The sequence below is a fragment of the Burkholderia anthina genome, assembly GCF_001547525.1.
In the GTDB taxonomy this organism is placed as follows: domain Bacteria; phylum Pseudomonadota; class Gammaproteobacteria; order Burkholderiales; family Burkholderiaceae; genus Burkholderia; species Burkholderia semiarida.
The window spans coordinates 481341-507857 of the sequence record NZ_CM003769.1; the positions used below are offsets into that span (position 1 = coordinate 481341).

The 26517-nt window shown below is 67.8% G+C and carries 26 protein-coding genes; 11 read left to right on the forward strand and 15 right to left on the reverse strand.

The features are described 5' to 3' along the window. The first annotated feature begins 16 nt into the window (after positions 1–16). On the forward strand, positions 17–742 hold the full coding sequence (locus tag WS64_RS18390) for a pirin family protein (RefSeq protein ID WP_059579385.1): 726 nt from the start codon (positions 17–19) through the stop codon (positions 740–742). A gap of 62 nt (positions 743–804) precedes the next feature. Next, on the forward strand, positions 805–1407 hold the full coding sequence (gene wrbA, locus WS64_RS18395; protein WP_059579387.1) for an NAD(P)H:quinone oxidoreductase: 603 nt from the start codon (positions 805–807) through the stop codon (positions 1405–1407). A 90-nt stretch (positions 1408–1497) separates the two neighbouring features. On the opposite strand, the gene WS64_RS18400 is transcribed toward wrbA, so the two are convergent. The 6 genes from WS64_RS18400 to WS64_RS18425 all read right to left on the reverse strand — a co-directional run bounded on the left by WS64_RS18400 (position 1498) and on the right by WS64_RS18425 (position 5688). Further along, the gene (locus WS64_RS18400) at positions 1498–1794 is read right to left on the reverse strand and encodes a hypothetical protein (protein ID WP_059579389.1); all 297 of its coding nucleotides are present in this window, start codon (positions 1792–1794) and stop codon (positions 1498–1500) included. A gap of 225 nt (positions 1795–2019) precedes the next feature. Further along, a complete protein-coding gene (locus WS64_RS18405; RefSeq protein ID WP_059638954.1) occupies positions 2020–2754 on the reverse strand; it encodes an LrgB family protein in 735 nt (244 codons plus the stop codon). After that, a complete protein-coding gene (locus WS64_RS18410; protein WP_060967232.1) occupies positions 2751–3122 on the reverse strand; it encodes a CidA/LrgA family protein in 372 nt (123 codons plus the stop codon). Before WS64_RS18410 ends, WS64_RS18405 begins: the two co-directional genes overlap by 4 nt. Before the next feature lie 257 nt (positions 3123–3379). Further along, the gene (locus tag WS64_RS18415; protein WP_060967233.1) at positions 3380–4414 is read right to left on the reverse strand and encodes an alpha/beta hydrolase; all 1035 of its coding nucleotides are present in this window, start codon (positions 4412–4414) and stop codon (positions 3380–3382) included. Positions 4415–4471: 57 nt separating this feature from the next. Continuing rightward, positions 4472–4897 (reverse strand): organic hydroperoxide resistance protein, encoded by a 426-nt coding sequence (locus tag WS64_RS18420; RefSeq protein ID WP_059579400.1) that lies wholly within the window; start codon positions 4895–4897, stop codon positions 4472–4474. Positions 4898–5121: 224 nt separating this feature from the next. Beyond that, complete coding sequence (locus tag WS64_RS18425; protein ID WP_060309998.1) at positions 5122–5688, reverse strand: TetR/AcrR family transcriptional regulator; 567 nt, start codon at positions 5686–5688, stop codon at positions 5122–5124. 284 nt (positions 5689–5972) lie between these two features. Between WS64_RS18425 and WS64_RS18430 the strand changes: the two genes are divergently transcribed. Continuing rightward, the gene (locus WS64_RS18430) at positions 5973–7826 is read left to right on the forward strand and encodes an ABC transporter ATP-binding protein (protein ID WP_060967234.1); all 1854 of its coding nucleotides are present in this window, start codon (positions 5973–5975) and stop codon (positions 7824–7826) included. Positions 7827–8086: 260 nt separating this feature from the next. Beyond that, a complete protein-coding gene (locus WS64_RS18435) occupies positions 8087–9259 on the forward strand; it encodes a porin (protein WP_060967235.1) in 1173 nt (390 codons plus the stop codon). 279 nt (positions 9260–9538) lie between these two features. Here the strand turns inward: WS64_RS18435 and WS64_RS18440 are convergent, their stop codons facing one another. From WS64_RS18440 to WS64_RS18450, 3 genes are all read right to left on the reverse strand, one after another. After that, positions 9539–10003: a hypothetical protein gene (locus tag WS64_RS18440; RefSeq protein WP_060967236.1), complete on the reverse strand. Its 465-nt coding sequence runs from the start codon at positions 10001–10003 to the stop codon at positions 9539–9541. A gap of 61 nt (positions 10004–10064) precedes the next feature. Further along, positions 10065–10727, reverse strand: a complete 663-nt coding sequence (locus WS64_RS18445) for a hypothetical protein (protein WP_059579449.1) — start codon at positions 10725–10727, stop codon at positions 10065–10067. Positions 10728–10947: 220 nt separating this feature from the next. Next, positions 10948–11910, reverse strand: coding sequence for a LysR substrate-binding domain-containing protein (locus tag WS64_RS18450; RefSeq protein ID WP_060967237.1), 963 nt, complete (start codon positions 11908–11910; stop codon positions 10948–10950). Positions 11911–11967: 57 nt separating this feature from the next. On the opposite strand from WS64_RS18450, the gene WS64_RS18455 reads away from it, so the two are divergent. The 3 genes from WS64_RS18455 (at position 11968) to WS64_RS18465 (ending at position 15053) form a co-directional block, all read left to right on the forward strand. Then, on the forward strand, positions 11968–12867 hold the full coding sequence (locus WS64_RS18455; RefSeq protein WP_060967238.1) for a DMT family transporter: 900 nt from the start codon (positions 11968–11970) through the stop codon (positions 12865–12867). A gap of 641 nt (positions 12868–13508) precedes the next feature. Beyond that, the gene (locus WS64_RS18460; protein ID WP_059579457.1) at positions 13509–14663 is read left to right on the forward strand and encodes a branched-chain amino acid ABC transporter substrate-binding protein; all 1155 of its coding nucleotides are present in this window, start codon (positions 13509–13511) and stop codon (positions 14661–14663) included. A gap of 87 nt (positions 14664–14750) precedes the next feature. Continuing rightward, entirely contained in the window at positions 14751–15053 is a 303-nt protein-coding gene (locus WS64_RS18465) for a hypothetical protein (RefSeq protein ID WP_050015635.1), read from the forward strand. 94 nt (positions 15054–15147) lie between these two features. Here the strand turns inward: WS64_RS18465 and ydiJ are convergent, their stop codons facing one another. Next, positions 15148–18195 carry a D-2-hydroxyglutarate dehydrogenase YdiJ gene (ydiJ, locus tag WS64_RS18470; protein ID WP_060967239.1) on the reverse strand — a complete coding sequence of 1016 codons (3048 nt, stop codon included), beginning with the start codon at positions 18193–18195 and terminating at the stop codon, positions 15148–15150. 153 nt (positions 18196–18348) lie between these two features. On the opposite strand from ydiJ, the gene WS64_RS18475 reads away from it, so the two are divergent. Then, a complete protein-coding gene (locus WS64_RS18475; RefSeq protein ID WP_060967240.1) occupies positions 18349–19239 on the forward strand; it encodes a LysR substrate-binding domain-containing protein in 891 nt (296 codons plus the stop codon). A 20-nt stretch (positions 19240–19259) separates the two neighbouring features. On the opposite strand, the gene WS64_RS18480 is transcribed toward WS64_RS18475, so the two are convergent. Then, on the reverse strand, positions 19260–20111 hold the full coding sequence (locus WS64_RS18480; RefSeq protein WP_059638943.1) for a LysR substrate-binding domain-containing protein: 852 nt from the start codon (positions 20109–20111) through the stop codon (positions 19260–19262). Positions 20112–20222: 111 nt separating this feature from the next. On the opposite strand from WS64_RS18480, the gene WS64_RS18485 reads away from it, so the two are divergent. Then, entirely contained in the window at positions 20223–20870 is a 648-nt protein-coding gene (locus WS64_RS18485; RefSeq protein ID WP_059639038.1) for a LysE family translocator, read from the forward strand. 60 nt (positions 20871–20930) lie between these two features. Here the strand turns inward: WS64_RS18485 and sfnG are convergent, their stop codons facing one another. The 3 genes from sfnG to WS64_RS35285 all read right to left on the reverse strand — a co-directional run bounded on the left by sfnG (position 20931) and on the right by WS64_RS35285 (position 23086). Further along, positions 20931–22034: a dimethylsulfone monooxygenase SfnG gene (sfnG, locus tag WS64_RS18490; protein ID WP_059639037.1), complete on the reverse strand. Its 1104-nt coding sequence runs from the start codon at positions 22032–22034 to the stop codon at positions 20931–20933. Positions 22035–22071: 37 nt separating this feature from the next. Then, positions 22072–22632: an FMN reductase gene (gene msuE, locus WS64_RS18495; protein ID WP_060967241.1), complete on the reverse strand. Its 561-nt coding sequence runs from the start codon at positions 22630–22632 to the stop codon at positions 22072–22074. A gap of 295 nt (positions 22633–22927) precedes the next feature. Further along, a complete protein-coding gene (locus tag WS64_RS35285; protein WP_244166588.1) occupies positions 22928–23086 on the reverse strand; it encodes a hypothetical protein in 159 nt (52 codons plus the stop codon). Here WS64_RS35285 and WS64_RS18500 point away from each other — a divergent pair. Together WS64_RS18500 and dhaL are read left to right on the forward strand one after the other, a co-directional pair. Next, entirely contained in the window at positions 23085–24212 is a 1128-nt protein-coding gene (locus WS64_RS18500) for a sigma-54 interaction domain-containing protein (protein WP_081103869.1), read from the forward strand. The genes WS64_RS35285 and WS64_RS18500 overlap by 2 nt on opposite strands. Before the next feature lie 243 nt (positions 24213–24455). Further along, entirely contained in the window at positions 24456–26156 is a 1701-nt protein-coding gene (gene dhaL / locus WS64_RS18505; RefSeq protein ID WP_060967242.1) for a dihydroxyacetone kinase subunit DhaL, read from the forward strand. A 19-nt stretch (positions 26157–26175) separates the two neighbouring features. On the opposite strand, the gene WS64_RS18510 is transcribed toward dhaL, so the two are convergent. Then, positions 26176–26463 carry a DUF1330 domain-containing protein gene (locus WS64_RS18510; RefSeq protein ID WP_060967243.1) on the reverse strand — a complete coding sequence of 96 codons (288 nt, stop codon included), beginning with the start codon at positions 26461–26463 and terminating at the stop codon, positions 26176–26178. Between the last annotated feature and the right edge of the window lie 54 nt (positions 26464–26517).

Sequence of the window (26517 nt, forward strand, 5' to 3'; positions counted from 1 at the left end):
TTCAAGGACAGAAATCATGATCGACATCCGTGCAGCAAACCAACGTGGCCGTGCGGAGCACGGCTGGCTCAGCTCCCGTCATACGTTTTCGTTCGCGAATTACTACGATCCGAAGCAAGTCGGCTTCTCCGATCTGCTCGTGATCAACGACGACCGCGTCGCCCCGGGCCGCGGCTTCGGCACGCACCCGCACCGCGACATGGAAATCCTGTCGTACGTGCTCGACGGCGCGCTCGAACACAAGGACTCGATGGGCACCGGCTCGGTGATCGTGCCGGGCGACGTGCAGCTGATGAGCGCGGGCACCGGCGTGCGCCACAGCGAGTTCAACCACTCGCAGGACACACCGGTCCACTTCCTGCAGATCTGGGTCGGGCCGGCCGAAAAGGGCGCCGAGCCTCGCTATCAGCAGACGAATGTCGCGGCCGACGACAAGCGCGGCAAGCTCGCCCTCGTCGTGTCGCCGAACGGCGACGCCGGTTCGCTGAAGATCCGGCAGGACACGCGGATTTACGCGGGCCTGTTCGACGGCGACGAAAGCGCGACGCTGGAACTCGATCCGAACCGCTTTGCTTACGTGCACGTGGCGCGCGGCAGCGTGACGGTCAACGGCGTGACGCTCGGCGAAGGCGACGGCGCGCGCATCCGCGGCGAACACGCGCTGACGATCGCCGACGGCAAGGACGCCGAAGTGCTCGTGTTCGACCTGCGTCCGGTCGAAGTGACGGCCGAATGGGCGTGACGCCCGTTCGGGAAACCGGGCCCCGCCGAAACGCGGGGCCCTTTTAATCGGAGATTCGCAACATGGCCAAGGTTCTCGTTCTTTACTACTCGTCCTACGGGCACGTCGAAACGATGGCGCAGCACGTCGTGGAGGGCGCGAAATCGGTGCCCGGCGTCGAGGTCACGCTCAAGCGCGTGCCGGAAACGATCCCGGCCGACCAGGCCCGCGCGATCGGCGTGAAGGTCGACCAGGCCGCGCCGGTCGCCACGGTGGACGAACTCGCCGACTACGACGCGATCATCTTCGGCACGCCGACCCGCTTCGGCAATATGGCCGGGCAGATGCGCACGTTCCTCGACCAGACGGGCGGCCTGTGGATGAAAGGCGCGCTCGTCGGCAAGATCGGCAGCGTGTTCGCGTCGACCGGCACGCAGCACGGCGGCCAGGAAACGACGATCACGTCGTTCCACACGACGCTGCTGCATCACGGGATGGTGATCGTGGGCGTGCCGTATGCGTGCAGCGGGCTCGTCAACATGAACGAAATCACCGGCGGCACACCGTACGGCGCGACGACGCTCGCCGGCGCGGACGGCAGCCGCCAGCCGAGCGCGAACGAACTCGACATCGCGCGCTACCAGGGCAAGCACGTGGCGGAACTCGCGAGCAAGCTCGCGTCGTAACGCGGCGGGCTCGCGCCTCCCGAGTCGCGCCCACGAACGAACGGCGCCGGTTCGACCGGCGCCGTTCGTGCTGTGCGACGCTGTCGACCGTTACTGGCCCGAAGCCGGCGCGGCCGGCGCCGCGGGCGCCTTCTGCACCGCGTTCTGCGGATAGTTGCTCTGGTCGCCGGTCAACCGGTAGCCGCTGCCGGTGCCGATCGCCTTCAGGTCCGACGCGTGCCGCGCGCGGGCCGCCTTGCGCGCCGCCTTCTTCTGCGCCTTGTCGAGCTGCTTCTGCGTCGGCGCGGGCGCAGCGTCCTGCGCGTATGCCGCCGGCGCGGCGGTCAACAACAGACCGAACGACGCCGCTGCTGCTACTGCCACCGAAACCACGCGAGACTGCTTCATGACCGATCTCCTTGTCGATTGTTGAGTGTGGGTCGGACACCGGCGCGCACGCAACGGCCTGCGACAACGGCACCGATGCAACGTTAGCCGATCGCTGCGCAAATGTCCGTGTGCGTTCCTGAATTCTTCTGATAACGCCAACGATACATGCGTACCGAATGCGCCGCGCGTTCGGCCTGTCGTGCGCGCCATCAGGGAAACCGATAGCCCGTGGCCCGCCGGCGCTCAGATCCAGCGCGACAGCACCGGCAACAGGATCGGCACGACGAATGCCGTCAGCACGCCGTTCAGCCCCATCCCGAGGCCGGCGAACGCACCGGCTTCCTCGCTGACCTGGAACGCGCGCGCGGTGCCGATCCCGTGCGACGCGACGCCGAGCGCGAAACCGCGCACGGCCGGCTCGTCGACCCGCAGCAGATTGAGGATGCCGCGCGCGCACACCGCGCCGAAGATCCCGGTCGAGATCACGAGCACGGCGGTGAGCGACGGAATGCCGCCGATCTCGGCGGCGACGGCCATCGCGATCGGCGTCGTCGCCGATTTCGGCGCGAGCGACGCGATCGTCTGGTGCGACGCCCCGAACAGCGCAGCGATGCCGACCGCCGACACGATCGCGGTCAGCGAGCCCGCGAGCAGGCCGACGAGCAGCGGCAGCGCGGCGCGCCGCAGCTTCGACCACTGGCGGTACAGCGGCAGCGCGAGCGCGACGGTCGCGGGGCCGAGCAGGAAATGGACGAACTGCGCGCCTTCGAAATACGTGGAATACGGCGTATGCGTGAGCGTCAGCAGCACGACGATCATCGCGACCGCGATCAGCACCGGATTCGCGAGCGGATTGAAACGCGCCCGCGCATAGACGGCCTGCGCGAACAGATACGCGACCAGCGTGATGGTCAGGCCGAGCAGCGGGCTCGCGGCGAGATAAACCCAGATCGCGCCGAGTTTCGGGAAGGCCGTCATTGCGCGCCCTCCGCGGTGCCGCCCGCGCGGCGCTGGCGCCGCAGCAGCGCGCGCGTGACGAGGGCCGTCACCGCGATCGCGAGCGTGGTGCTGACGGCCAGCGCGACGACGACCGCGACCGCGTCGCCGCGCACGCGGTCGGCCGACACCATGATGCCGACGCCGGCCGGCACGAACAGCAGCGACAGGTGACGCAGCAGCTCGAGCGCGGTCGGCTCGATCGCGTCGGCCGCCTGCGGGCGCAGCATCACGAAGCCGAACAGCAGCAGCATGCCGATCACGGGGCCCGGCACCGGCAGGCCGAACAGATAGGACACGCCTTCCCCGAGACACTGGAAGATCAGCAAGACCGCGAACGCCTGCAACATGAACCGCTTCTCCCGAACGTGGCCGCGCTAGCGTACGGCTGCGCGGCCGATGAACCGGCGGCTGGCGACGCCGGCGTGAACGATACGCGCGATCGTACCAACAATGCCGGCGGCGCGGCGCGGTCGTGCGATGGCGCGCTCGCCATGCAGCCGTTTCGCACGACGCGCTGCCGGTATGGACGACACACCCCCATGCAAAAAACGGCGGGCACCTGCCCGCCGTCCTGTCGTTCAGCTTCGAACGCCTGCCGATCGCGTTACTTCAACCGCGTCGCGATTTCGTTGGCCATCGCCTTCGTCGCGGCTTTCGTCGGCGCATCGTCGGCCAGCGCGTTCAGCAAACCGAAATCGTGAATCGTGCCGTCGTAGCGCGTGGTCGTCGCGTCCACGCCGGCCGCGTCGAGCTTGCGGCCGTACGCCTCGCCTTCGTCACGCAACACGTCGAACTGCGCGACCTGGATCAGCGCGGGCGGCAGCCCCTTCAACTGCGCGACGCTCGCGCGCAGCGGCGACGCGTAGATCTCGTTGCGTTGCGCTTCATTCTTCGTATAGGCGTCCCAGAACCACTTCATCATCGGCCGCGTCAGGAAGTGGCCCTGCTGGTACGCGTTGTACGAGCCCGTGTTGAAGTTGTGGTCCGTGACCGGCCACATCAGCCCCTGGAAGCGGATCGCGGGGCCGCCCTTGTCCTTCGCCATCAGCGCGACGACGGCCGACATGTTCCCGCCGACGCTGTTGCCGACCACCGCGAGGCGGCTGCCGTCGACGCCGATCTCCGCGCCGTGCGCGGCCACCCATTTCGTCGCCGCATACGCCTGGTTGATCGCGACCGGGTAACGCGCTTCCGGCGACGGCGTGTAGTTCACGAACACCGCGACGGCGCCCGACTGCACGACGAGATCGCGCACGAGGCGCTCGTGCGTCGGGAAATCGCCGAGCACCCAGCCGCCGCCGTGGATGAACACGAATACCGGCGGCGTGCCCGTCACGCCTTGCGGGCGCACGATCGTGACGGGCACCGACAGGCCGTCCTGTTCGATCGTACGATTGGACACGTCGATGCCGGACAGATCGACCTTCACGCCGTTCTGCGCGTCGACCAGCACCTGGCGCGCCTTCGCGGGGCTCAGCGTTTCGAGCCCCGGGCCCTTCTGGCCGTTCAGCGCGGCGAGGAACGCGCTCGTCTTCGCATCGGGACCGACGGCATCGGCGCCCGCGGCGAACGCGGCAGGTGCGGTGGACAGTGCGGCTGCCACGGCGGCAGCGATCAACAGCGGCTTGACGATCTTCATGGTGCAACTCCTTGGTCGAATCCTTGAATGGCGATGGCTGGTTGGCAGTGCGATTGATCAGACGAGCGTGAGCGTGACGTCGATGTTGCCGCGCGTCGCGTTCGAGTACGGGCAGACGACGTGCGCGCGGTCGATCAGCGTTTGCGCGACATCACGATCGAGGCCCGGCAGCGAGATCTTCAGTTCGACTTCGATGCCGAAGCCGTTCGGGATCGCGCCGATGCCGACGCTGCCTTCAATCGACGCGTCCGCGGGGATCGCAATCTTGTCGCGCGCCGCGACGAACTTCATCGCGCCGATGAAACACGCGCTGTAGCCGGCGGCGAACAGTTGCTCGGGGTTCGCGCCCGCACCGCCCGCGCCGCCGAGTTCGCGCGGCGTGGTCAGCTTCAGGTCGAGACCGCTTTCGGGCACCGTCGCACGGCCGTCGCGGCCGCCGGTGGCTTTTGCATGGGCGCGGTACAGCACTTTTTCGATCGACATGACAGACTCCTTTTCCATAAATGAATGAAACAGCCTTCGAACCGGGGGTCCGCGTGCCGGCGGCTTTTCCGCCGGCATCGCGCTTATTTATCTACTCATAGATAGATAAACATCCCCAAAAAATGCAGGTGGAAGATCCACCTGCGCCAATCATCTATCTACTACATGATAGATAACGTGATCCAATAAAAGGCGGCGAACCGCCCGACTGCTTGCGCCGTCCGTCAGGACCGCGTTTTCCAGACGGCCTCGACGTCCTCGAGACGCGCCCGCGTGTGAAACAGCCGGCTGGCCAGCACGCTGCCCTGGAACGCCGCGTACAGCGTGCGCGCCGCGGTTTCTGGCTCGCCGCTGAACTGCAGCGTGCCTTCCTTCGCGCCTTGCGCCAACAATGCCGCGAGCCAGCGCTCGTTGGCCGTGAAGAACGCCTGCACAGCCTGCCGCACGTTCTCCGGCAACGTTTCGATGTCGGACGCGAGCATCCCGCACAGGCAGATCAGGTTGCCGTCGCCGAGCGTGCGACCGAACATCTTCGTGTACAAGCTCAGTTTCACGTCGGCCGGCAATGCCGGATCGATCGCCCGCACGGCCGCGAGGACTTCGTCGCTGTAGGCCGCCACCGCTTCCAGCACGAGATCGTCCTTCGACGGGAAGTAGTAGTGGATGCTCGACGTCTTCACGCCCACCAGGTCGGACAGGTCTCGATAGCTGAAGCCGTTGTAACCGCGCTGCATCATCAGCGTGATCGCGTGGTCGAGAATCTGTTCGCGGACGGTCGGTTTCGTTTCCATGGGTCTAACTTTATCTACTCATAGATAGATAGTCAAGCATTTTTTTAAGGGCGTGATGGCCCCTCCTTCGAGCCCGACGCGCAAGTCCGGCGCCGTTTGCCTGGCCGGCGCGGCTTACAACTGGCCTGCAGCACGGTCGAATCGATGCGACACTTGAAACCGGGCCACGCGATCGCAACGTCCATCCCCGGGACGGACGTGCCGGCGCACGATGACCGCATCGCTTCCGGCCCCGCCATCATCGGCCCACCCGCTGCGTCGGGCCGCACAAGGAGAACAAGTCGATGTATTCGTGGTTCGAACGGCGCCTGCCGACTTTCCCGCTCGAAGATCCCGTCACGCCGCCGAAGGGATTCTTCTCGTTCGTCTGGGCGTGCACGAAAGGCGCGCGCGGCTGGATCCTGCTGATCGCGCTGACGTCGGCCGCGCTGGCCGCTTACGAAGCCGCGCTGTTCGCGATGATGGGGCACGTCGTCGACTGGCTGTCGTCGTCGACACCGGCCGACTTCGGCGGCCGCCACTTCGGCACGCTCGCCGGTTTCGCGGCGATCCTCGCCGGCAGCGCGCTGCTGATCGCACTGCATACGATGGTCAAGCACCAGGTGCTCGCGATCAACTTCCCGATGCGGCTGCGCTGGCTGTTTCACCGGCTGATGCTCGACCAGAGCCTGTCGTTCTACGCGAACGAATTCGCGGGCCGCGTGACGACCAAGATCATGCAGACCGCGCTCGCGGTGCGCGACGCGCTGTTCATGTCGGTCGACGTCGTGATCGGCGTCACCGCGTACCTGATCGGCATCCTCGTGCTCGCCGCGAGCTTCGACTGGCGGCTGATGATTCCGCTCGCGCTGTGGGCGCTCGGCTACGGCGCCGCGTGCGCGTATTTCGTGCCGCGCCTCGGTGCGGTCGGCAGCCGGCAGGCCGACGCGCGCGCGCTGATGACGGGCCGCATCACCGACGCGTATTCGAACATCACGACCGTGAAGCTGTTCTCGCATACGCGGCGCGAAGCCGACCATGCGCGGCGCGCGATGGAAGCGTTCAAGGCGACCGGCGACGCGCAGATGCGGCTCGTCAGCGCATTCGAGATCGTCAACCACCTGCTGTCGACGCTGCTGTTGATCGGCTCGGCCGGGCTCGCGCTGTATCTGTGGCTGCACGGCGAGGCGAGCGCGGGCGTCGTCGCGGCCGTGATCGCGATGGCGCTGCGCCTGTCGAGCTATTCGCACTGGATCATGTGGGAAATGACCGAGCTGTTCGAGAACGTCGGCACGATCCAGGACGGCATCAACACGCTGACGAAGGTGCGCAGCGTGGTCGACGCGCCCGATGCGAAGCCGCTTACGGTACAGCGCGGCGAGATCGTGTTCGACAACGTGCAGTTCGCGCACGAGGACAACGATCGCCCGGTATTCGACGGGCTGAACCTGACGATTCGGCCTGGCGAGCGGATCGGCCTGATCGGCCGCTCGGGCGCCGGCAAGTCGACGCTCGTGAATCTGCTGCTGCGCTTTTACGACGTGAACGGCGGCACGATCCGGATCGACGGGCAGGACATCGCGCATGTGACGCAGGACAGCCTGCGCGGCGCGATCGGGATGGTCACGCAGGATACGTCGCTGCTGCACCGGACGATGCGCGAGAACCTGCTGTACGGCCGGCCCGACGCGACCGAGCAGGAGATGCACGACGCGGCCGTGCGGGCCGAAGCGTCCGAGTTCATCGAGCGGCTGCGCGATCGGCACGGACGCTTCGGCTACGACGTCGAAGTCGGCGAGCGCGGCGTGAAGCTGTCGGGGGGCCAGCGGCAGCGCGTCGCGATCGCGCGCGTGATGCTCAAGGACGCGCCGATCCTCGTACTCGACGAAGCGACCAGCGCACTCGACTCCGAGGTCGAAGTCGCGATCCAGCGCAGCCTCGACAGCCTGATGAGCGGCAAGACGGTGATCGCGATCGCGCACCGGCTGTCGACGATCGCCGCGATGGACCGGCTGATCGTGCTCGACGAAGGGCGCATCGTCGAGGAAGGCACGCACCAGCAGTTGCTGCAGGCGGGTGGCATTTATGCGGCGCTGTGGGCGCACCAGAGCGGCGGGTTCCTCGGGGAGACGGCGGACGCGGAAAGCGTCGCGCAGTAGGTCGGCCGCCCAGGCGACATGGCGGCCGTCGATCGTCGGCGAAGGTCGCCGCGATCGCTTTCCCGCCGGCCGGTCGCCCTCGCGCGGTTTCGTACCGACCGACGCCCCCCAGAAAGCCGCGCCGGGCGCCAACCCGTTGCGCACGCATCCATCGCCGCGCGCCTCATAACGATCCGACAATTTATTGGTTCCCTCGACGATGCGCGGTCCGTATCGTTCACCGATTCGTCAGACCAATTGACCAACGGGGGAATCCAATCATGAAACAGATCCGGTCATTCGCGCTGCTCGCACTGCCCGCCGCGCTCGCCACCGCCGGCGCCCATGCACAAAGCAGTGTCACGCTGTACGGGATCGCAGACGCGGGCATCGCGTACGTCCACAACGCGCAGAACGCGAACGGCAGCAACGCGTCGAGCCTCGTGAAGTTCCGCAGCGGCAATCTGTCGGGCAGCCGCTGGGGGCTGCGCGGCATCGAGGATCTCGGCAGCGGCCTGTCCGCGCTGTTCCAGCTCGAAAACGGCTTCAACATCGGCACCGGCGCGCTCGGCCAGGGCCAGCGCGAATTCGGCCGCAAGGCCGTCGTCGGCCTCGCAAGCAGCACGTACGGCACCGTGACGCTCGGCCGCCAGTACGATCCGGTCGTCGATCTCGTGCAGGGCCTCACGCAGGACAACTACTTCGGCGGCGTGTTCGCGACGCCGGGCGATCTCGACAACTACGACAACAGTCTGCGCGTCAGCAACTCGGTGAAATACACGAGCCCGCTGATTTCCGGCTTCCAGTTCGCGGCGCTGTACGGCTTCGGCGGCGTCGCGGGCGCCACCGGCAGCGGCCGCACGTACAGCTTCGGCGCGAGCTACGCGAACGGGCCGCTGTCGCTCGGCGCCGGCTACTTCTACGCGAACGGCGGCACGACGGTCGCGAACGGCGTGCGCACGTGGTCGAGCAGCTCGGACACGCTGTTCAACACCGTGATCAACCAGGGCTTCTCGAGCGCGAAGTCGATCCAGATCGTGCGCGTGGCCGGCCAGTACGTGGCCGGGCCGGCGACCTTCGGCCTCGCGTATTCGAACACGCAATACGGCGCGGACACGCTGTCGGCGTTCAGCCAGAACGCGAAGTTCAACAACGGTTCGGCGTTCTTCAACTGGCAGTTCTCGCCGGCACTGCGCGCGGGCGTCGGCTACAACTACACGTCGCTAACGGGGCCGGCGTCCGCGCACTACAACCAGGTCAACCTCGGCGCGGACTATGCACTGTCGAAGCGCACCGATCTGTATGCGCTGTTCGGCTATCAGAAGGCGAGCGGCAACACGCTCAACGCGAGCGGGGCGACCGTGAAAGCGGCCGCGTCGGTCGGCTCGTACGGCGTGAACTCGGGCACCGATACGCAGGAACTCGCGATCGTCGGCATTCGCCACAAGTTCTGATCGTCCCGTCGCACGACGCTCGCCGACATCGCGGTCGGCACGCACTTGTACCGGTATTTCGAACGCGATATCGCGCGGCCCGACGTGCCGCATGTCACGGCGGGGTACGAACGATTGAAGGCGCGACCCGCATATCGCACGCATGTGGTGATGCCGTTCGACGATCCGCGCGGCAAGCTTGCCTGAGCAGGCGACACACCGGCAGCGTCGTCGCGTCACGCGCGCCCCGCTTGCCGGCTTCCCGCCGCGGTCAGGCATACCGCGGCGGGTTCGAAGCCGTTACACCGGTTCGCGCCGGGCGAGGTAGTGGACAGCCGCTGCCGCGATCCCGAATACCAGATGAGCAATCAGCGTGATCGCGCCGCGAACCGGGATGAACCACGGAAAGATCGCCGTGAACCCGTACAGGTTCACGCCATACAGGAGGAGCCCGAACGCGCCGCCCGCGAACAGCGCGGCCACGAGCGGCAAACCGCGGATCAGCCGTGCCAGCACGGCCGCATAGACGAGCGAAAACGCCGCATGCACGAGCGTCGCCACGCCCATGACCAGCGGATCGAAGCCGCCGGACGCGCCGAGCACGCTTGGCCCCATCACGATCGCGGCCGTGAGCCGCGCATCGCGCAACAGGTTCCGGACGGCGTCATCGCCGGCGATGGCCCAGAGCAGCAACTCGATGACGGTCGATCCGACCGCCGCGCCGAACGCTGCCCAGAGAACCGGCACCACGCGCGCTCGTTTCAATGCTCGTCCTTATGGCGGGGAAATCGATGCATCGAGCGAAGCCGCCGTGCAAACCGGTCCGCTACGCCCCTTCACAGTCCGACCAGTACGCAAACGGATCGCGATGTTTCGGATAGTGCTCGTCCAGCCATTTCAGCAGCGTCGCCCGCGCATTGTCCATGTCGGCCTTCAACGACGACGTCGTCAGTTCGTGCAATTCGACGGATTTTTCCCGATCGATCACGAAGCAGTTCCAGTCGGGGCCGTCGAGATCCGGATCGTCGGACGCCTTCGACGACTTGCTCCAGCCGAAACGCTTGCGCGCATCGATGTAGTAGCGCGGATGCACCTTCAAATACGACATCTCGCCGCCCTGCAGGCTGCTCTCGGCGCGCAGCACGTCGCGCTCGTCGACGATCTGCGTGACTTCCGGAAGCCGGCGCGAACGCCATCCGGCAGGCAGCGTCGCCACCGCGCGGACGCTGTCGTACGTGCCCCACTCGAGGCCCCACGCTTCGGCCATGCGCTTCATGAACGCGTCGGCGCTCGGATAACCGCGCAACTGGATGCGGGTCGACAACGTGACTTCGACGCCGCGACCGCCGGATGCGCTCGACACCTCGTCGTCCGTTGCGAACGGATTGCCCGGACGCGGCGATTCGCGCTTCGCGTCCGTGGGCGCCAGGCCGGAAAAAAGTTGATCCAGCGCCGCACGCGCTTTCGACGATTTGTCTGGTCTATTCATCGGTTCCCTTTTGTGCAAATTTGAACCCGTATTGCAATAATTGGTGATTGCCCTGCCGTCGGGCAAAGGCTCGATTCCGCTTCACTGTTCCGCTTCACCGCGGCGATCTCGCCGTTTCCGCGGCTGCATTGTAACGATTCGGCGGCTGCGGCCGAACGAACGCGACGGGCGGCCCGCCGCACGCGTGAAGCGCTCGCCTGCGCGAGCCGCCAAGTGCCCCCTACCCCAGCGCCCTGACCATCCGCTCCATCAACGCGAGCACCTCCGGTCGATTCTCGCCCTTCGCATGCACGAAGTGATAGCTGAGCAGCGAATCGACTTCGTGGCGGCTCACGCGCACGAGTGCGCTGCGCCGCAGATACGCATCCGCAAGCGGTGTTCGCGCAAGCGCCACGCCCAGTCCCGCTTCGGCCGCCGCCAGCACGAGGTTGTAATCCTCGAACCGGCGATCCTGCGCACGCGGCTTGAACGGAATGCCGAGCGCATCGAACCACGTGCGCCAGCCGGTCACGTCGGAATCGTGCAGCAACGGCATGTCGAGCAGCGCGGCATCGCCCGTTGCGCGGCGCATCCTGGCCAGTTGCGCGGCGAGCCGCGGATGCGCGACCGGATACAGCCGTTCCGGCATGAACGGGCGGGTTTCAAGCTGACGCCAGTTGCCGCGCCCGTACCGGATCGACAGATCGGCTTCGCCGCCGGCGATATCCACGTTGCGCAGCTCGATGCCGAGCTCGATGCGCAGCGCGGGCGCTTCACGCTCGAGCGCAGGCTGCCGCTCCAGCAGCCACAGCTGCGCGAACGCGGGCACCACGCTCATCCGGACCAGCCGCGGCGTGCGCGGCGAGCGCCACTGATCGGCCGCGCTGTCGATGATCGCGAACGCCTGCTCGATCCGGCCGACGAAGCGCTGCCCGTCCGGCGTCAGGCGCACGCCGCGCGCATGCCGCTCGAACAGCGCCATCCCGAGCCAGTTTTCCACGGCGGCCACCCGCCGGCTGATCGCGCCGTGCGTGACGCCGGAGACGTCGGCGGCCGCGAGAAACGAACCCTCGCGCGCGACCGTGCAGACCGTCTCCAGGCTCGCGAGCGGCGGCCGCGGGCCGGGCATCGGGGCGGCCGCCACCGGGCGCGCATGCGCTGGACCGTCTGCCCGCCGCGCCGCCGAGCTGTGAGCCATATTCATATCCGGGTGTTGATCTGTGCGCTAGCTTAGCATCTCGCCACGCCGCACCATTACCGCATGAATACGCTTTCGTCACCGACGTCGCGCGGCGCGCGACAACCGCTCGTCGCGGCAGCGGCCGTCGCGTTCACGATCGTCTCGTGGGCGTCCGCCTTCCCGTTCATCCGGATCGGCCTGCACGGCCTCGCACCGCTGCAGCTCGCGGCCGCGCGCTTCGCGACCGCCGCGTTGCTCGTGATCGCGTGGCTCGCGTGGCGACGGCCGCCGCTGCCGACGAAAGGCGATGCGTGGCGCTTTCTCGCGTGCGGCCTGCTCGGCATCGCACTCTACAACGCGCTGCTCAATACCGGCGAGCAAACCGTGTCGGCCGGCGCGGCGAGTTTCATCGTGAACACGTTGCCGATCTTCACCGCGTTGCTGGCCGCCGTGTTTCTGCGCGAGCGCTTCGATCGCTGGGGCTGGCTCGGCTCGCTGATCAGCCTGGCCGGCATCGCGGTGATCGCGCAAGGGCAGCCGGGCGGCCTCGTCCTCGGCTCGGGAAGCACGCTGATTCTCGGCGCGGCCCTGTGTTCGGCCAGCTATTTCGTGTTGCAGCGGCGGCTGATTCCCGTGTACGGCGCGCTGCCGTGCACCGCATACACGCTGCTGGCGGGCGCGGCGCTGCTCGCGCCGTGGCTGCCCGGCGCGCTCGTGTCGCTCGGCGGCGGGTCGCGCGATACGGCGCTGGCCGTCGTGGTGCTCGGCGTCTTTCCCGCCGCGCTCGGTTACGCGACATGGACCTTCGCGCTCGGCTACTTCGGCGCGGCGCGCGCGGCCAGCTTTCTCTACCTGACGCCGGCGGTTGCGACACTGCTGTCGATGACGCTGACGGGCGAGCGGCCCGGCATCGCGACGGCGTGCGGCGGCCTGCTGGCGATTGCAGGCGTGACCGTCGTCGCATGGCGCGGACGGTCGTAGGTCGAGATGGCGGCGATTGCGTGGCCGACGCGACGATCCGAAAGCCGAAGCGGGCCGGTCGCGAAAAGCCCCGGTTTCTGCCGAACTGGACGAATGGTGCGGTCAGTGCGATCGGCACCCATTCGTTGATGCTGGCGAACCAGACCGTTAGTTGCATAACGACGACTGTCGCTGCCGATGAAGCATGACCATGCAACCGGATACGCGATTCGCAATTGACCAAACTGTGCAGACAAATCGACCAAACAGTTCCCGATTGACCGCACGTCAGTGTCCATGGCTTCGCCGCGACGACCGGCCGAATAATGGATACGGCCGTAAGGCCGACGACAGCGAATCGCAATCCGCAGGCCGCCGCGGCGCACGATTTCCGGTATCCGGAACCTTCGACATCCGCGCGCCGGCAAGCGCCGCAACGGCCCGCCACACGGGGCACGGCGGCACGCGGAAGCGGGTTCCGATATATTCATACGAATTGCATCGCGTCAGGCGCCGGTCCGCCCGCTCGCCCGGGCGGCAGGTCACCCGGCCGGATGCCATGCAAGCGAGCCCGTGACGGGCAGTGAAAATCGTCCGATCGCGCCGGCCGCGGCCGGCCGGTCGAGACGTCAATAGAAAGACATTCAATTCGGAGATGACAGATGGAACGAAGCACTGTCGGCATGCGCTGCAAACCCCTGATCACCGTTGCATTGGCTGCCGCCGCGTTCGCGGCCGCCTCGGGCGCGATGGCCGATCAAGTGGTGAAGATCGGCAGCGTCGAACCGACGACGGGTGGCATCTCGCACCTCGGCAAGGACAACGAGAACGGCGCGCGCCTCGCGGTCGAGGAAATCAACGCGAAGGGCCTGACGATCGGCGGCAAGAAGATCACGCTGCAGCTCGACGCGCAGGATGACGCGGCCGACCCGCGCCAGGCGACGCAGGTGGCGCAGAAGCTCGTCGACGACAAGGTCGTCGCCGTCATCGGCCACCTGAACTCGGGCACGTCGATCCCGGCGTCGAAGATCTACAGCGACGCGGGCATCGTGCAGATCTCGCCGTCGGCCACGAACCCGACCTACACGCAGCAAGGCTTCAAGACCACCTACCGCGTCGTTGCGACCGATGCGCAGCAGGGCCCGGCGCTCGCGAGCTATGCACAGTCGAAGGGCGTGAAGAGCGTCGCGGTGATCGACGATTCGACCGCGTACGGCCAGGGCCTCGCGAACGAGTTCGAGAAGAAGGCGAAGGCGCTCGGCCTGAAGGTGCTGTCGCACGACGCGACCAACGACAAGGCGGTGGACTTCCGCGCGATCCTGACCAAGATCAAGGGCGAGAATCCCGACGCGATCATGTACGGCGGCATGGACGCCACCGGCGGCCCGCTCGCGAAGCAGGCGAAGCAGCTCGGCCTGCGCGCGAAGATCCTGTCCGGCGACGGCGTGTGCACGGACTCGCTCGCGCAGCTGGCCGGCCCGGCGGCCGACAACGTGCTGTGCTCGCAGGCAGGCGCTGCGCTCGAGAAGATGCCGGGCGGCGCGGACTTCCTCGCGAAGTACCAGAAACGCTTCAACCAGGGCATCAAGTTCGACGCACCGTTCGCGTATGACGCGGTCTACATCGCGGTCGACGCGATGAAGCGCGCGAACTCGACCGATCCGGCGAAGATCCTCGCGGCGATGCCGGCGACGAAGTACGACGGCGTGATCGGCACGACGACGTTCGACTCGAAGGGCGACCTGACGCACGGGATCATCTCGATCTACGGCTACAAGAGCGGCAAGAAGACCTTCCTCGACCAGGTGAAGATGTAACCCCACGCGGCGCCGGCACGACGGGAACGCCACCCGTCGACGCCGGCGCCGCGCGGGCCGAATGCCGATTCACGGAGACGAAGCATCATGTGCGCAATGGCGTATGCGGAATTCCAGCAGGAGTTGAAGAAGGCGCAGTTGACGGCGCGCGAGTTCGCCCGCCTGATCCGGATGAACGAAAGTTCGATCACCAACTATTCGAGCAAGGGCACCGTCCCTTCCCACCTCGCGGTCATCGCGAAACTGATCGGCACGCTGGCCGCGCACGAGATCGACTTCCGGCGCGTGATCCGGCAAATGCGGATCGAGCCGAAACGGCCGCGCGGCGTCGGCGTGTTTCCCGCGGCGGAAAAACCGCGGGCGCGGAAAGCGGCGAAAGCCGACGCCTGACCCACGCCGGCGGCAGTCGACAGCGGCACGGGGTTGCCGCTCGACGCGCGAACGACGCCGCCTCGGCGGCCGCGCGCCCCGCACCGCCCTGTTGTCACCCCACCGCCCGCACATGGTCGAGCAGCGCCTGCAACGGATGGCGCACCTGCTTCGACGACAGGCGTTTCACCTGGCTGCGGCACGAATACCCGGTCGCCAGCGCCTCGCCTTCCTGCTCCGGCCCGTCGACGTGTGCGGCCCAAGACTGCGCATAGATCGTCTTCGACGTCGCGAGATTGCGCGCCTCGTGCCCGTACGTGCCCGACATCCCGCAACACCCGGCCGCCTGCACCTGCAAGCGCAGCCCGCGACGCGCGAACACCTGCACCCATTGCTTGCCGCTGTCCGGCGCATTGGTCTTCTCGGTGCAGTGCGGCAGCAGCCGATATGAAACCGTCGCCCCGCCCGCACCGGCTTCCGGCAACACATCGAGCAGCCATTCCTGCGGCAGCGCGACCTTCGGCACGTCGGTGAGCGCCGTCACCTTCCGGTACTCCTGCCGATACGTGAGCGTCATCGCCGGATCGAGACCGACCAGCGCGACGCCCGAGCGCGCGAGCGCGGCCAGTTGCGTCGCGTTGCGGACCGCCGCCTTTTCGAATGCGTGAAGAAACCCCTGCACGTGCAGCGCCTTGCCGTTCGGCGCGAGCGGCGCGAGCCACACCTGGAAGCCCAGGCGCGCCGCCAGCTCGATCAGCGCCGCCAGTTGCTCGGTATCGAAGTAGCGCGTGAACGTGTCCTGCACGATGACGACGCTGCGCGCGCGCTGCGCATCGCTCAGCGCGGCGAGCGCATGCGGATCGGCCGGCTTCACGCGCCATGCGCGGATCACGGCCGCGAGATCGAAGCGGCTCAGCAGCGGGCTGTCGACCATGCCGACCCGGCGCTCGAGCAGCGTCCGCACCCAACCGGCGCCCATCAGCCCGTTGTACAGCGCCGGCACGCGCGCCATCCACGGCATCGTGAATTCGAGCGAGCCGATCAGGTAGTCGCGCAGCGGCCGCAGGTAGCGCTGGTGATACAGCTCGAGAAAGCGCGAGCGGAACTCGGGCACGTTCACCTTGACCGGACACTGTCCCGCGCACGACTTGCACGCAAGGCAACCGGCCATCGCGTCGTACACCTCGTGCGAGAAATCCGCGTCGCCATCGCGGGCGTTGCGGCCGTTGCGCCAGCGCTCGGCCAGACCGCGCAGGAACGGCTGCCGCGTGCGCGCCGCCGCGACGACGTCGACGCCCGCCTGCCCTTGCAGGCGCAACCATTCGCGCATCAGCGACGCGCGCCCCTTCGGCGACTGCACGCGTTCGCGCGTCGCCTTCCACGACGGGCACATCGCGTCGTCCGGATCGAAGTTGTAGCACGCGCCATTGCCGTTGCAATGCATCGCGGTGCCGTAGCTTTGCCACACGCGCTCGTCGATCTGCCGGTCGTGGTCGCCGCGCGTCGGCACCTCGTCGATCTTCAGCAGCCGCAGCGCGGAGTCCGGCGGCGTCGCGATCTTGCCCGGGTTGAACTGGTTGTGCGGATCGAACGCGGCCTTCAGTTGTTGCAACGACGGATACAGCTCCCCGAAAAACGCCGGCGCATATTCGGAGCGCACGCCCTTGCCGTGCTCGCCCCATAAAAGGCCACCATGGCGCCGCGTGAGTTCGGCCACCGCGTCCGACACGGGCCGCACCAGCGCCGCCTGCTTCGGGTCCTTCATGTCGAGCGCCGGGCGCACGTGCAGCACGCCCGCATCGACGTGGCCGAACATCCCGTACTGCAGCCCGTGGCCGTCGAGCAGCGCGCGGAACTCGGCGATGTACGCGGCGAGGTTCTCGGGCGGCACCGCGGTGTCCTCGACGAACGGCTGCGGACGCGCCTCGCCCTGCACGTTGCCGAGCAGGCCGACCGCGCGCTTGCGCATCGCATACACGCGCTTCACCGCATCGTCGCCGACCGCCAGCGTGTGGCCGAGCCGCGCCACGCTCGTATCGGTGCGCAAATGCTCGACGAACGCACGCACGCGCGCATCGACGTCGTGTTCATCGTCGCCGCTGAATTCGATCAGGTTGATGCCGAGCGTCGGACGCGCGTCGTCCTGCGGGAAATACTCGGCCACGCTGCTCCACACGAAGTCCTTCATCGCGAGCATCAGCACTTTCGAATCGACCGTCTCGATCGACAGCGGCCGGTGTTCGAGCAGCGCGCGCGCGTCGCGCAGCGCGTCCATGAAGCCCGCATAACGCACGTTGACCAGCACCGAAAACTTCGGCATCGGCAGCACGTTGAGCTTCGCCTCGACGACGAAGCCGAGCGAGCCTTCCGCGCCGCACAGCACGCTGTTCAGGTTGAAGCGGCCGTCCGCCTCGCGCAGGTGCGCGAGGTCGTAGCCGGTCAGGCAGCGGTTGAGTTTCGGAAACTTCGCGTCGATCAGCGCCGCCTTGTCGTCGCGGATGCGCCGCGCGGTGCGATACACCTTGCCGACGCGGTCCTGCCGCGCGCAGCGGCGCTCCAGTTCGTCATCGTCGAGCGCGTCGCTGTGCAGCCGCTCGCCGCCCATCAGCACGAAATCGAGTTCGAGCACGTGGTCGCGCGTCTTGCCGTACGTGCAGCTGCCCTGGCCGCTCGCGTCGGTGTTGATCATCCCGCCGACGGTCGCGCGGTTCGACGTGGACAGTTCCGGCGCGAAGAAGAGGCCGTGCGGCTTCAGCGCCGCATTGAGCTGATCCTTGACGACGCCCGCCTCCACGCGCACCCAGCGTTCATCCGCGTCGATCTCGAGGATGCGGTTCATGTTCCGCGACAGATCGACGACGATGCCGTCGGTCAGCGACTGCCCGTTGGTGCCGGTGCCGCCGCCGCGCGCGGCCACCGCGACGTCGCGATGCGCGGGCTCGGCCAGCAGCCGGGCCAGCAACTGAACGTCGTCCGCATGCGCGGGGCAGACCACCGCCTGCGGCAGGCGCTGGTAGATCGAGTTGTCGGTGGCCTGCACGGTCCGGTTCGCATGATCCGCACGGATTTCCCCGGCGAAGCCGGCGGCCTGCAGCGCGGCGAGAAAATCGCGATAAACGTTCGCGGACGGACTCGCGGGGCGGGGCAACGGGACGATCGACATGAGGCAAGAACGCAATGTGGGTGGAACTGGCCGGTTCGCTTGCGCCGAAACATGATTTTTTGGCAAGTTTCCGCGCAACCGGGAATTCCAGTATCTTTGTATATCCCGCCGGAAACAAACGAATTCTCACGCGGCAAATCTTGCATAAAACTCATGAATTACCGTCGCCTCACCCCGTCGATGTCGCTGCTGCTCGCATTCGAGGCCGCCGCGCGGCATGAGAGCTATACGCGCGCGGCCGACGAGCTGTCGCTGAGCCAGAGCGCGATCAGCCGGCAGGTGCAGACGCTCGAGGATCAGCTCGGCGTACCGCTGTTCCGGCGCGAGGGCCGCTCGGTCAAGCTGACTGAAGTCGGCCGCCGCTACTTCGCCGAGCTGAGCGGCGCGCTCGGGCGCATTCGCGGCGCGACGCTGCAGGCGATGTCGCATCAGGCGGGCGCCGGCTCGCTGCGGCTGGCCACCCTGCCGACGTTCGGCTCGAAATGGTTGCTGCCGCACCTGCACGGCTTCTACGCCGCGCATCCGGGCGTGACCGTGCATCTCCATTCGCGCATCGGCACGATCGATTTCCTGAACGACGACCTCGACGCGGCGATCACCGTCGGCGCGGACGACTGGCCGGGCCTGCACGCGCACCGGCTGTACAACGAATTCCTGATCGCGATCGCGCCGCCCGCCGCGGGCCGCGGCCGCCAGGCCGGCGCACGCACGCCGGCCTGGGCCGCCAAGCAGACGCTGCTGGGCGTGACGAGCAATCAGCAGGCCTGGGCCGAGTGGTTCTCGCACTATCGACTCGACCATCGCCAGATGCGCATCGGCCCGAGCTTCGAGCTGACGTCGCACCTGATTCAGGCCGTGCGCGCGGGAATGGGGATCGGGCTGGTGCCGAAGGTGCTCGTCGAGGATGAATTGAGCCGCGGCGAACTCGTGTCGATCGGCGACGCGATTACCAGCCAGCGCAGCTATTACCTCGTCTACCCGCCGGGCAACGAAACGCTGCCGTCGCTCGTCGCCTTCCGCGAATGGCTGCTGGCGTCGTGCTGACACACGGCGCGTAGCGGCCCTCAGACGCGCCATTCGCCGAGAATCTGCTCGGCGAGGTAGTCGCACGGCGGGCGCGCGGACTGCGCGCTGCGCGCGAGCACGACTTCCATTTCGCCGAGCGGCGGCAACCCGTGGCTTTCCGACAGTTGCACGAGATGATCGGGAATACAGCAGCGCGCGAGCGGCGCGACCGCGAGCCCGGCCTCGACCATGCTCAGCAGCCCGAGGTGGCTCGGGCTTTCGTACGACATCCGGTATGGGATCTTCCGTCGATTCAGCGCCCTCACCGCGTGATCGCGCGCCATGCTGCCGCCGTGCGGGAAAAACGCCACCGGCAGCGGCCGCTCTTCCCACACGTTGCGCTTCGGCGAGCCGACCCAGACGAGCGGCTCCATCCGGATCAGCTCGCCCGTCACGCCCTTGATCCGCGTGAGGCACGCGAGATCGACCGTGTTGTCCTTCAGCATCGGCACGAGCGCGCTGCTCGGCTGGCCGATCACGCGCACCTCCACGCGCGGATGCATCGCGGCGAACTTGCCGAGCACCTGCGGCAGCAGCGACGAGATGTAATCGTCGGGCACGCCGATCGTCACGCGGCCGCGAATCTCCGGACGCACGACCGACGCCCACGCCTCGTCGCGCATCGCGAGCATCCGCCGGCCGTAGTCGGCGAGCATCCTGCCGTCGTCGGTCGCCGTGACGTTGCGCGTGTCGCGGATGAACAGCGGCTTGCCGAGCGCGTCCTCCAGCGTCCTGATCTGCATGCTCACCGCCGACGGCGACCGATGCACGGCCTGCGCGCCCTGCGCGAACGATCCGGAATCCGCGACGGCGACCACCATCGCGAGCACATCGAGGTCGAGCTTTTTCATGTCGATTCAGAAAAACTGATCAATCGATTCAGTTTATCCCGTTTTACTGTTCGCCTCCATCGCCGGAGAATGACCTGCGTCGGCACTCACTCGATGCAGGAAGCGGAAAACATGCACACGTCCGGATCGCTCTACGGGTTTCTCGTCATCGGCGGCATGCTCGCGGTCACGCCGGGGCCGAACATGGTCTACGTGATGTCGCGCTCGATCGTGCAAGGGCGCGCGGCCGGCCTCGTTTCGCTCGCCGGCGTGATGATCGGCTACCTGTTCTACATGTTCGCCGCGGCGTTCGGCATCACGACGCTGTTCATGAGCGTGCCCTATGCGGGCAGCGTGCTGGGCGCGGTCGGGGCGGCCTATCTGCTGTATCTCGCATGGCAGGCGGTGCGGCCGGGCGGCCGCTCGCCGTTCGAGGTGAAGACGCTGCCGAACGAGCAGCCGTTGCGGCTGCTCGCGATGGGCGCGACGACCAGCGTGCTGAACCCGAAGCTCGCGATGCTGTTCGTGTCGCTGCTGCCGCAGTTCATCGACTACGGGCGAGGCAGCGTGTTCGGCCAGTCGCTGTTTCTCGGCTCGCTGCTGATTGCCGCGTTCGCGTCGGCCAACGGGCTGGTGGCGATCTGCTCGAGCAGCCTCGCGAGGTTTCTGCACGGCCATCCCGCGCTGCTGCTCGCGCAGCGCTGGGCCATGGGCGCGGTGCTCGGCGGCCTCGGCGTGGAGATGGTGATCGAGGCATCGAAGATGGCGGGCATCACGTAAGCGTCGTGCCGCCGCGCGGGCCCGCACGATCGCGGGCCGCGCGCAGGCGGCCGGTCGGCGTCACGCGGCCACGGCCTGCCGCTGCGCCTCCAGCTCGCGCACGAGCGGCAGCACGCGCTTGCCGAAGTACTCGACTTCCTCGATGAAATGCAGGAACCCGGCCAGCACGAGATCGACGCCGATCGCCTTCAGCGCGACGATCCGCTCGGCGATCTGCCGCGGCGTGCCGATCAGGTTCGTGCGGAAGCCGTCGTTGTACTGCACGAGATCCTCGAACGTCGATTTCGCCCAGTTGCCCTCGCCCTCGGGCGACGCCTTGCCGGCCTGCTTCACCGCATCGCCGAACGCGTGCACGGCCTCGACGTGCGCGTGCCGGATGATGTCGTCGAGCACGGCTTTCGCTTCTTCCTCGGTGTCGCGCGCGATCACGAACGCATTGACGCCGATCCGCACGCGATGGTTGTTCGCGGCCGCCTTCGCGCGGATGTCGTCGATCTGCGCCTTCAGGTTCTCCGGCGTATTGCCGTTCGTGAAATACCAGTCCGACACGCTCGCCGCGTTGTCGCGCGCCGCGCGCGAGCTGCCGCCCTGGAAGATTTCCGGATGCGGCTTCTGCACCGGCTTCGGGCTCAGCGTGTAGTCGCTGAAGCGGTAGAAGTCGCCCTTGAACGTGAAATTGTCCTGCGTCCAGATGCCCTTGAGCGCCTGGATGAATTCCTTCGAGCGCCGATAGCGTTCGTCGTGCTCGAGCCACGGCTCGCCGATCGCGGTGAATTCGCCCTTGAACCAGCCGCTCACGACGTTGATCGCGATGCGCCCGTTCGAGATGTGGTCGATCGTCGCGAGCTGCTTCGCGACCACGGCCGGATGCCACGGCCCCGGCAGGATCGCGGCGAGCACCTTGAGCTTCGTCGTCGCATGCAGCAGCGCCTGGCTGAACGACACCGACTCGTGCTGATACTCGGCGCCGTAGCCGGCCGTGAAGCGGATCTGGCTCAGCGCGTAGTCGAAGCCGGCTGCCTCGGCCGTGCGCGCGAGCTTCTGGTTGTATTCGAGGCTCCAGTCGGTGCGCTGCTCGATCGTGCTCACGACGAGGCCGCCGCTGACGTTCGGCACCCAGTACGCGAATTTGACGCCGTCGGCGGAAGGGTCGGGAAGGCTCATGAAGGTGTCCTGGTCGAAGGGGAAACGAAAAAGCGGCTTACGCGGCCGCGGCGGAACGCACATGCGCGCGCAGTTGCGGCACCGCGCGATTCACCGCGAGCGCGATGCGCTCGCGCAACGCCGGGCTGGCGATCTGGTACGCGTTGAAATCGCTTTCGGACGCATACACGCCGATCGGCAGCGTGCGTGCCTGGAAGAAGCTGAACAACGGGCGCAGCTGATGGTCGATCACGAGGGCATGCCGCTCGCTGCCGCCGGTGGCCGCGAGCAGCACGGGCACGTCGACGAGCGCGTCGTGGCGCACGAGGTCGAACAGGTGCTTGAAAAGGCCCGTGTACGACGCGCGGTACACCGGGCTCGCGACGACGAGCGCGTCTGCCGTCTCGATCGCGCGGATCAGCGCATCGAGATCGGCCGGCACCTGCGCGCGCGTGAGCGCGCCGGCCAGCCGGCTGCCGATCTCGCCGAGTTCGATCAGCCGCGTATCGACCGGCAGCGCGGCGCCGAGCGCCGTGACGATCGCGTCGGTCAGCGCCAGCGTGCGCGACGGCCGCTGCAGGCTGCCCGATATCGCGACGACGTTGAGGGTGTGGCTCATACCATGTGTTCCCGTGGTGGAGCCGCGTGCAGTGCGGCGATACCGGTTCGGGTCAGCAAGGAGCGTGCCATCGGTTCGGGTGCGCGGCGGCAAGGTCGTCTGCATCCCGAAACTTTGCGCCATCGCCCGTCAGAATTGGCGCTCGACCAAATGAGCGACAGTGGCAAGCGTTTCGGTTCGCGCGTCACATCGATATTCCGCAACGAGATGAATCCGGTGCAGCGGGCCCGCTGATGCGCTGCTGCTCAGGCAGCAGTGCATCACGTGCGATAACACCCGATTCGACGTTCGAGCGTCACGGCGCCGCCGCGCTTCCGCGCCATTGCAGGTTCCGCAGCAATCGCGCTTTGGTTATCAGAAATCGATGCTTTTCGCGCGCGGCGAAACATTCAACACTCTGCTGATCACGCAGCAGCAGCCCCGCATCGCCTGGCCTCCAACGGTTCTTCGCCATGACTTCCATTTCCCCATCGCCGCGCCCGCTCAATCTTCGTGTCGTCACCGCGCCCCGCGACCTCGCCGAGCTTCAGGCCGAGGCGCCCGTGCTCACGCGGCCCGAACGTCACGCGCAGCCCTGTGCGCAAGCGCAGGTGTTCACCGATCCGCGTTCGCTCGCGCTGCTCGAACAGGTTCGCCGCGTCGCGCCGAGCGACGCGAACGTGCTGATCGTCGGCGAGACGGGCACCGGCAAGGAACTGATCGCGCGCCGCGTGCACGATCTCGGCGCCCGTCGCGACGGGCCGTTCGTCGCGGTGAACTGCGGCGCATTCTCCGAAACGCTCGTCGACAGCGAACTGTTCGGCCACGAGAAAGGCGCGTTTACGGGTGCGATCAACGCGAAGCCCGGCTGGTTCGAAGCCGCGCACGGCGGCACGCTGTTTCTCGACGAAATCGGCGACCTGCCGCTCGCGATGCAGGTCAAGCTGCTGCGCGTGCTGCAGGAACGCGAGGTCGTGCGGCTCGGTTCGCGCACGGGGATTCCGGTCGACGTGCGCGTGGTCGCGGCGACCAACGTCGACTTGCAGCAGGCGGTCGCGGCCGGACATTTTCGCGGCGACCTGTTCTACCGGCTCAACGTCGTGCAGCTCGCGGTCCCGCCGCTGCGCGAGCGCCCGGGCGACATCCTGCCGCTCGCGCGGCACTTCTTCGACATGTACCGCGACCGGCTCGGCAGCGGCCCGCGCCGCATCGATCCGCGCGCCGAGCGTCGGCTCGAGGCGCACGGCTGGCCGGGCAATATCCGCGAACTGGAGAACGTGATCCATCACGCGCTGCTCGTGAGCCGCCACGACGCGCTGCAGGGCACCGACCTGCACATCGCGCCGCCATGCCGGCCGACCGTTGCCGCACCGGCAGCCGATTCGCCCGCCGACGCACAGGCGGCGCTCGAACACGCGCTGCGCGACCTGTTCGACGAAGGGCACGGTAATCTCTTCGAACACATCGAGGACACGGTCATGCGTGTCGCGTTCGAATTCAGCCACCGCAACCAGATCCGGGCCGCGCAGTTGCTCGGCATCAGCCGCAACGTGCTGCGTGCGCGGCTGATTCGCGCGAAGGCGATCGCCGCGCTGAAATAGCGGCATACGGCGCGCGCCGCCGTTCCGCCCCGGCGCGATCACGTCGCGATCCGTGTCGCGACGTCCGAACCTGATGTATCGTGGCGCCAGGCGTACGCTTCGTTGCCCGCCCCGCATTCGGTCGCCGTTATGCGACCGTCCGCGACCGGCAACAGCTCACGCACGATCCTCCGCAACACGAAAGCCGTCCGGCGCCCGTGCGCGTCCGGCCGAGCCCCGTTCACCCGTCCGGAACCCGTCGCCATGAAAAAGCTAGTAAACCGCCCGTCCGACGTCGTGCGAGAGATGCTGGAAGGCATCGCGCGGCAATCGCCGCATCTCGCGATCCTCGGCGACGAGCACGTGCTCGTCCGCCAGCCGCTGCCCGAGCCGTCGCAGCGGCCGGTCGCGGTCCTGTCCGGCGGCGGCAGCGGCCACGAGCCCGCGCACGGCGGCTATGTCGGCGAAGGGATGTTGAGCGCGGCCGTGTGCGGCGAAGTGTTCACGTCGCCGTCGACCGACGCCGTGCTCGCCGCGATTCGCGCGAGCGCCGGCCCGAACGGCGCGCTGCTGATCGTGAAGAACTACACCGGCGACCGGCTCAATTTCGGGCTCGCCGCCGAGCTCGCACGCGCGGAAGGCATTCCGGTCGAAACCGTCGTCGTCGCCGACGACGTCGCGCTGCGCGGCCGCGTCGAGCGCGGCCAGCGGCGCGGGATCGCGGGCACCGTGCTGATCCACAAGCTCGCGGGCGCCGCCGCCGCGCGCGGGCTGCCGCTTGCCCGCGTCGCGAGCATCGCGCGCGACGCGGCAGCCGAGCTCGGCACGATGGGTGTCGCGCTCGACGGCTGCACGATCCCGGGCGCCGACAAATCGGGCTTCAGCCTCGCCGATCACGAGATCGAGCTGGGCCTCGGCATCCACGGCGAGAAAGGCGTCGAGCGCCGCGCGCCGCTGCCGGCCGACGCGCTGGCCGACACGCTGCTGTCGAGCATCGTCGCCGATCTCGTGCTCGAGCGCGACGAGCGCGTCGCGCTGTTCGTCAACGGCCTCGGCGCGACGCCGGACATGGAACTCGCGATCGTGCTGCGCGCCGCGTTCGACAACCTGAGCCGGCGCGGCATCGTCGTCGCGCGCGCATGGGCCGGCACGTTCCTGTCCGCGCTGAACATGCCGGGCTGCTCGATCTCGGTGCTGCGGCTGAACGACGAGCGCGCGGCGCTGCTCGATGCGCCGACGCAGGCGCGTGCATGGCCGGGCGGCGGCATCGTGAACACACGGATTCGCGTGGCCGCGGCCGCGTCGCAGGACGCGCCGCTGCCACCGCTCGACGCAGCCGGCCGCGCGTGGGCCGCGCGCCTGCAACCGGCGCTGCACGCGGTGGCGCAAACATTGATCGAGCACGAGCAAACGTTGACGGATCTCGATGCGGCAGCCGGCGACGGCGATCTCGGCGCGAGCATGCGGCGCGCCGCGCAGGCGATCCTCGAACTACCCGACACCGCGTACGGCACGCCGTCCGGTGCGCTCGCGGCGCTCGGCGCCGCGTTGCGTCGCGCGATCGCCGGCAGCTCCGGCCCGTTCTATGCGACCGCGCTGCTGCGCGCGTCGCGCCGGCTGGCCGATATCGCCGAGCCGTCGCCGCGCGACTGGTCCGCGGCGTTCCGCGCGGCGGTGGATTCGATCAGCGAACTCGGCGGCGCGCAGGCCGGCGACCGGACGATGCTCGATGCGCTGGTGCCGGCCGTCGACGCATTCGGCCGCGCGCTCGACGGCGATCGCGATCCCGCGAGCGCATGGGCGGCGGCCGTCGACGCGGCCGAGCGAGGCGCGCGGGAAACGGCACGCATGACGCCGCGCGCGGGACGGGCCAGCTATCTCGGCGAACGCGCGATCGGTACGCCGGATGGCGGCGCGGTGGCCGTCGCGTACTGGCTGCGCGCGCTGCTGCCGCACGTGCGGTAACCGGCGCGCGCGGCCGCGCTCAGACGCCCTCGACCAGCACCGCGCGATAGCGCGCGCCCTTGAACCGGTGCTGGACGACCTTCTGGTATTCGGGGCCGTGATACCACGCGTGCGCGGCCGCCTTCGACGGGAACTCGACGATCACGACGCCTTCCGGGCCTTCGCCCTCGAGGGTTTCGTGCGGCCCATAAGCGGCGAGCACCTTCACCGGATGGCCGGCGAGGGTCGCACCGACCTGGCTCGAGTAGAGATCGAGCTCATGCTGGTCCTGCGTGCTTTCCCGTGTAAAGACGATGTAGGTCGCCACGATATGCGCTCCTGATGAAGGGTGAAAAAAGGGACGCCACGCGCCACACTCCGA

Bases quoted from the DNA above. Each gene is read 5' to 3' on its own strand.
- WS64_RS18390 (WP_059579385.1), top strand. From the start codon at position 17: ATGATCGACATCCGTGCAGCAAACCAACGTGGCCGTGCGGAGCACGGC.
- wrbA (WP_059579387.1), top strand. From the start codon at position 805: ATGGCCAAGGTTCTCGTTCTTTACTACTCGTCCTACGGGCACGTCGAA.
- WS64_RS18400 (WP_059579389.1), bottom strand. From the start codon at position 1,794: ATGAAGCAGTCTCGCGTGGTTTCGGTGGCAGTAGCAGCAGCGGCGTCG.
- WS64_RS18405 (WP_059638954.1), bottom strand. From the start codon at position 2,754: ATGACGGCCTTCCCGAAACTCGGCGCGATCTGGGTTTATCTCGCCGCG.
- WS64_RS18410 (WP_060967232.1), bottom strand. From the start codon at position 3,122: ATGTTGCAGGCGTTCGCGGTCTTGCTGATCTTCCAGTGTCTCGGGGAA.
- WS64_RS18415 (WP_060967233.1), bottom strand. From the start codon at position 4,414: ATGAAGATCGTCAAGCCGCTGTTGATCGCTGCCGCCGTGGCAGCCGCA.
- WS64_RS18420 (WP_059579400.1), bottom strand. From the start codon at position 4,897: ATGTCGATCGAAAAAGTGCTGTACCGCGCCCATGCAAAAGCCACCGGC.
- WS64_RS18425 (WP_060309998.1), bottom strand. From the start codon at position 5,688: ATGGAAACGAAACCGACCGTCCGCGAACAGATTCTCGACCACGCGATC.
- WS64_RS18430 (WP_060967234.1), top strand. From the start codon at position 5,973: ATGTATTCGTGGTTCGAACGGCGCCTGCCGACTTTCCCGCTCGAAGAT.
- WS64_RS18435 (WP_060967235.1), top strand. From the start codon at position 8,087: ATGAAACAGATCCGGTCATTCGCGCTGCTCGCACTGCCCGCCGCGCTC.
- WS64_RS18445 (WP_059579449.1), bottom strand. From the start codon at position 10,727: ATGAATAGACCAGACAAATCGTCGAAAGCGCGTGCGGCGCTGGATCAA.
- WS64_RS18450 (WP_060967237.1), bottom strand. From the start codon at position 11,910: ATGAATATGGCTCACAGCTCGGCGGCGCGGCGGGCAGACGGTCCAGCG.
- WS64_RS18455 (WP_060967238.1), top strand. From the start codon at position 11,968: ATGAATACGCTTTCGTCACCGACGTCGCGCGGCGCGCGACAACCGCTC.
- WS64_RS18460 (WP_059579457.1), top strand. From the start codon at position 13,509: ATGGAACGAAGCACTGTCGGCATGCGCTGCAAACCCCTGATCACCGTT.
- WS64_RS18465 (WP_050015635.1), top strand. From the start codon at position 14,751: ATGTGCGCAATGGCGTATGCGGAATTCCAGCAGGAGTTGAAGAAGGCG.
- ydiJ (WP_060967239.1), bottom strand. From the start codon at position 18,195: ATGTCGATCGTCCCGTTGCCCCGCCCCGCGAGTCCGTCCGCGAACGTT.
- WS64_RS18475 (WP_060967240.1), top strand. From the start codon at position 18,349: ATGAATTACCGTCGCCTCACCCCGTCGATGTCGCTGCTGCTCGCATTC.
- WS64_RS18480 (WP_059638943.1), bottom strand. From the start codon at position 20,111: ATGAAAAAGCTCGACCTCGATGTGCTCGCGATGGTGGTCGCCGTCGCG.
- WS64_RS18485 (WP_059639038.1), top strand. From the start codon at position 20,223: ATGCACACGTCCGGATCGCTCTACGGGTTTCTCGTCATCGGCGGCATG.
- sfnG (WP_059639037.1), bottom strand. From the start codon at position 22,034: ATGAGCCTTCCCGACCCTTCCGCCGACGGCGTCAAATTCGCGTACTGG.
- msuE (WP_060967241.1), bottom strand. From the start codon at position 22,632: ATGAGCCACACCCTCAACGTCGTCGCGATATCGGGCAGCCTGCAGCGG.
- WS64_RS18500 (WP_081103869.1), top strand. From the start codon at position 23,085: ATGACTTCCATTTCCCCATCGCCGCGCCCGCTCAATCTTCGTGTCGTC.
- WS64_RS35285 (WP_244166588.1), bottom strand. From the start codon at position 23,086: ATGGCGAAGAACCGTTGGAGGCCAGGCGATGCGGGGCTGCTGCTGCGT.
- dhaL (WP_060967242.1), top strand. From the start codon at position 24,456: ATGAAAAAGCTAGTAAACCGCCCGTCCGACGTCGTGCGAGAGATGCTG.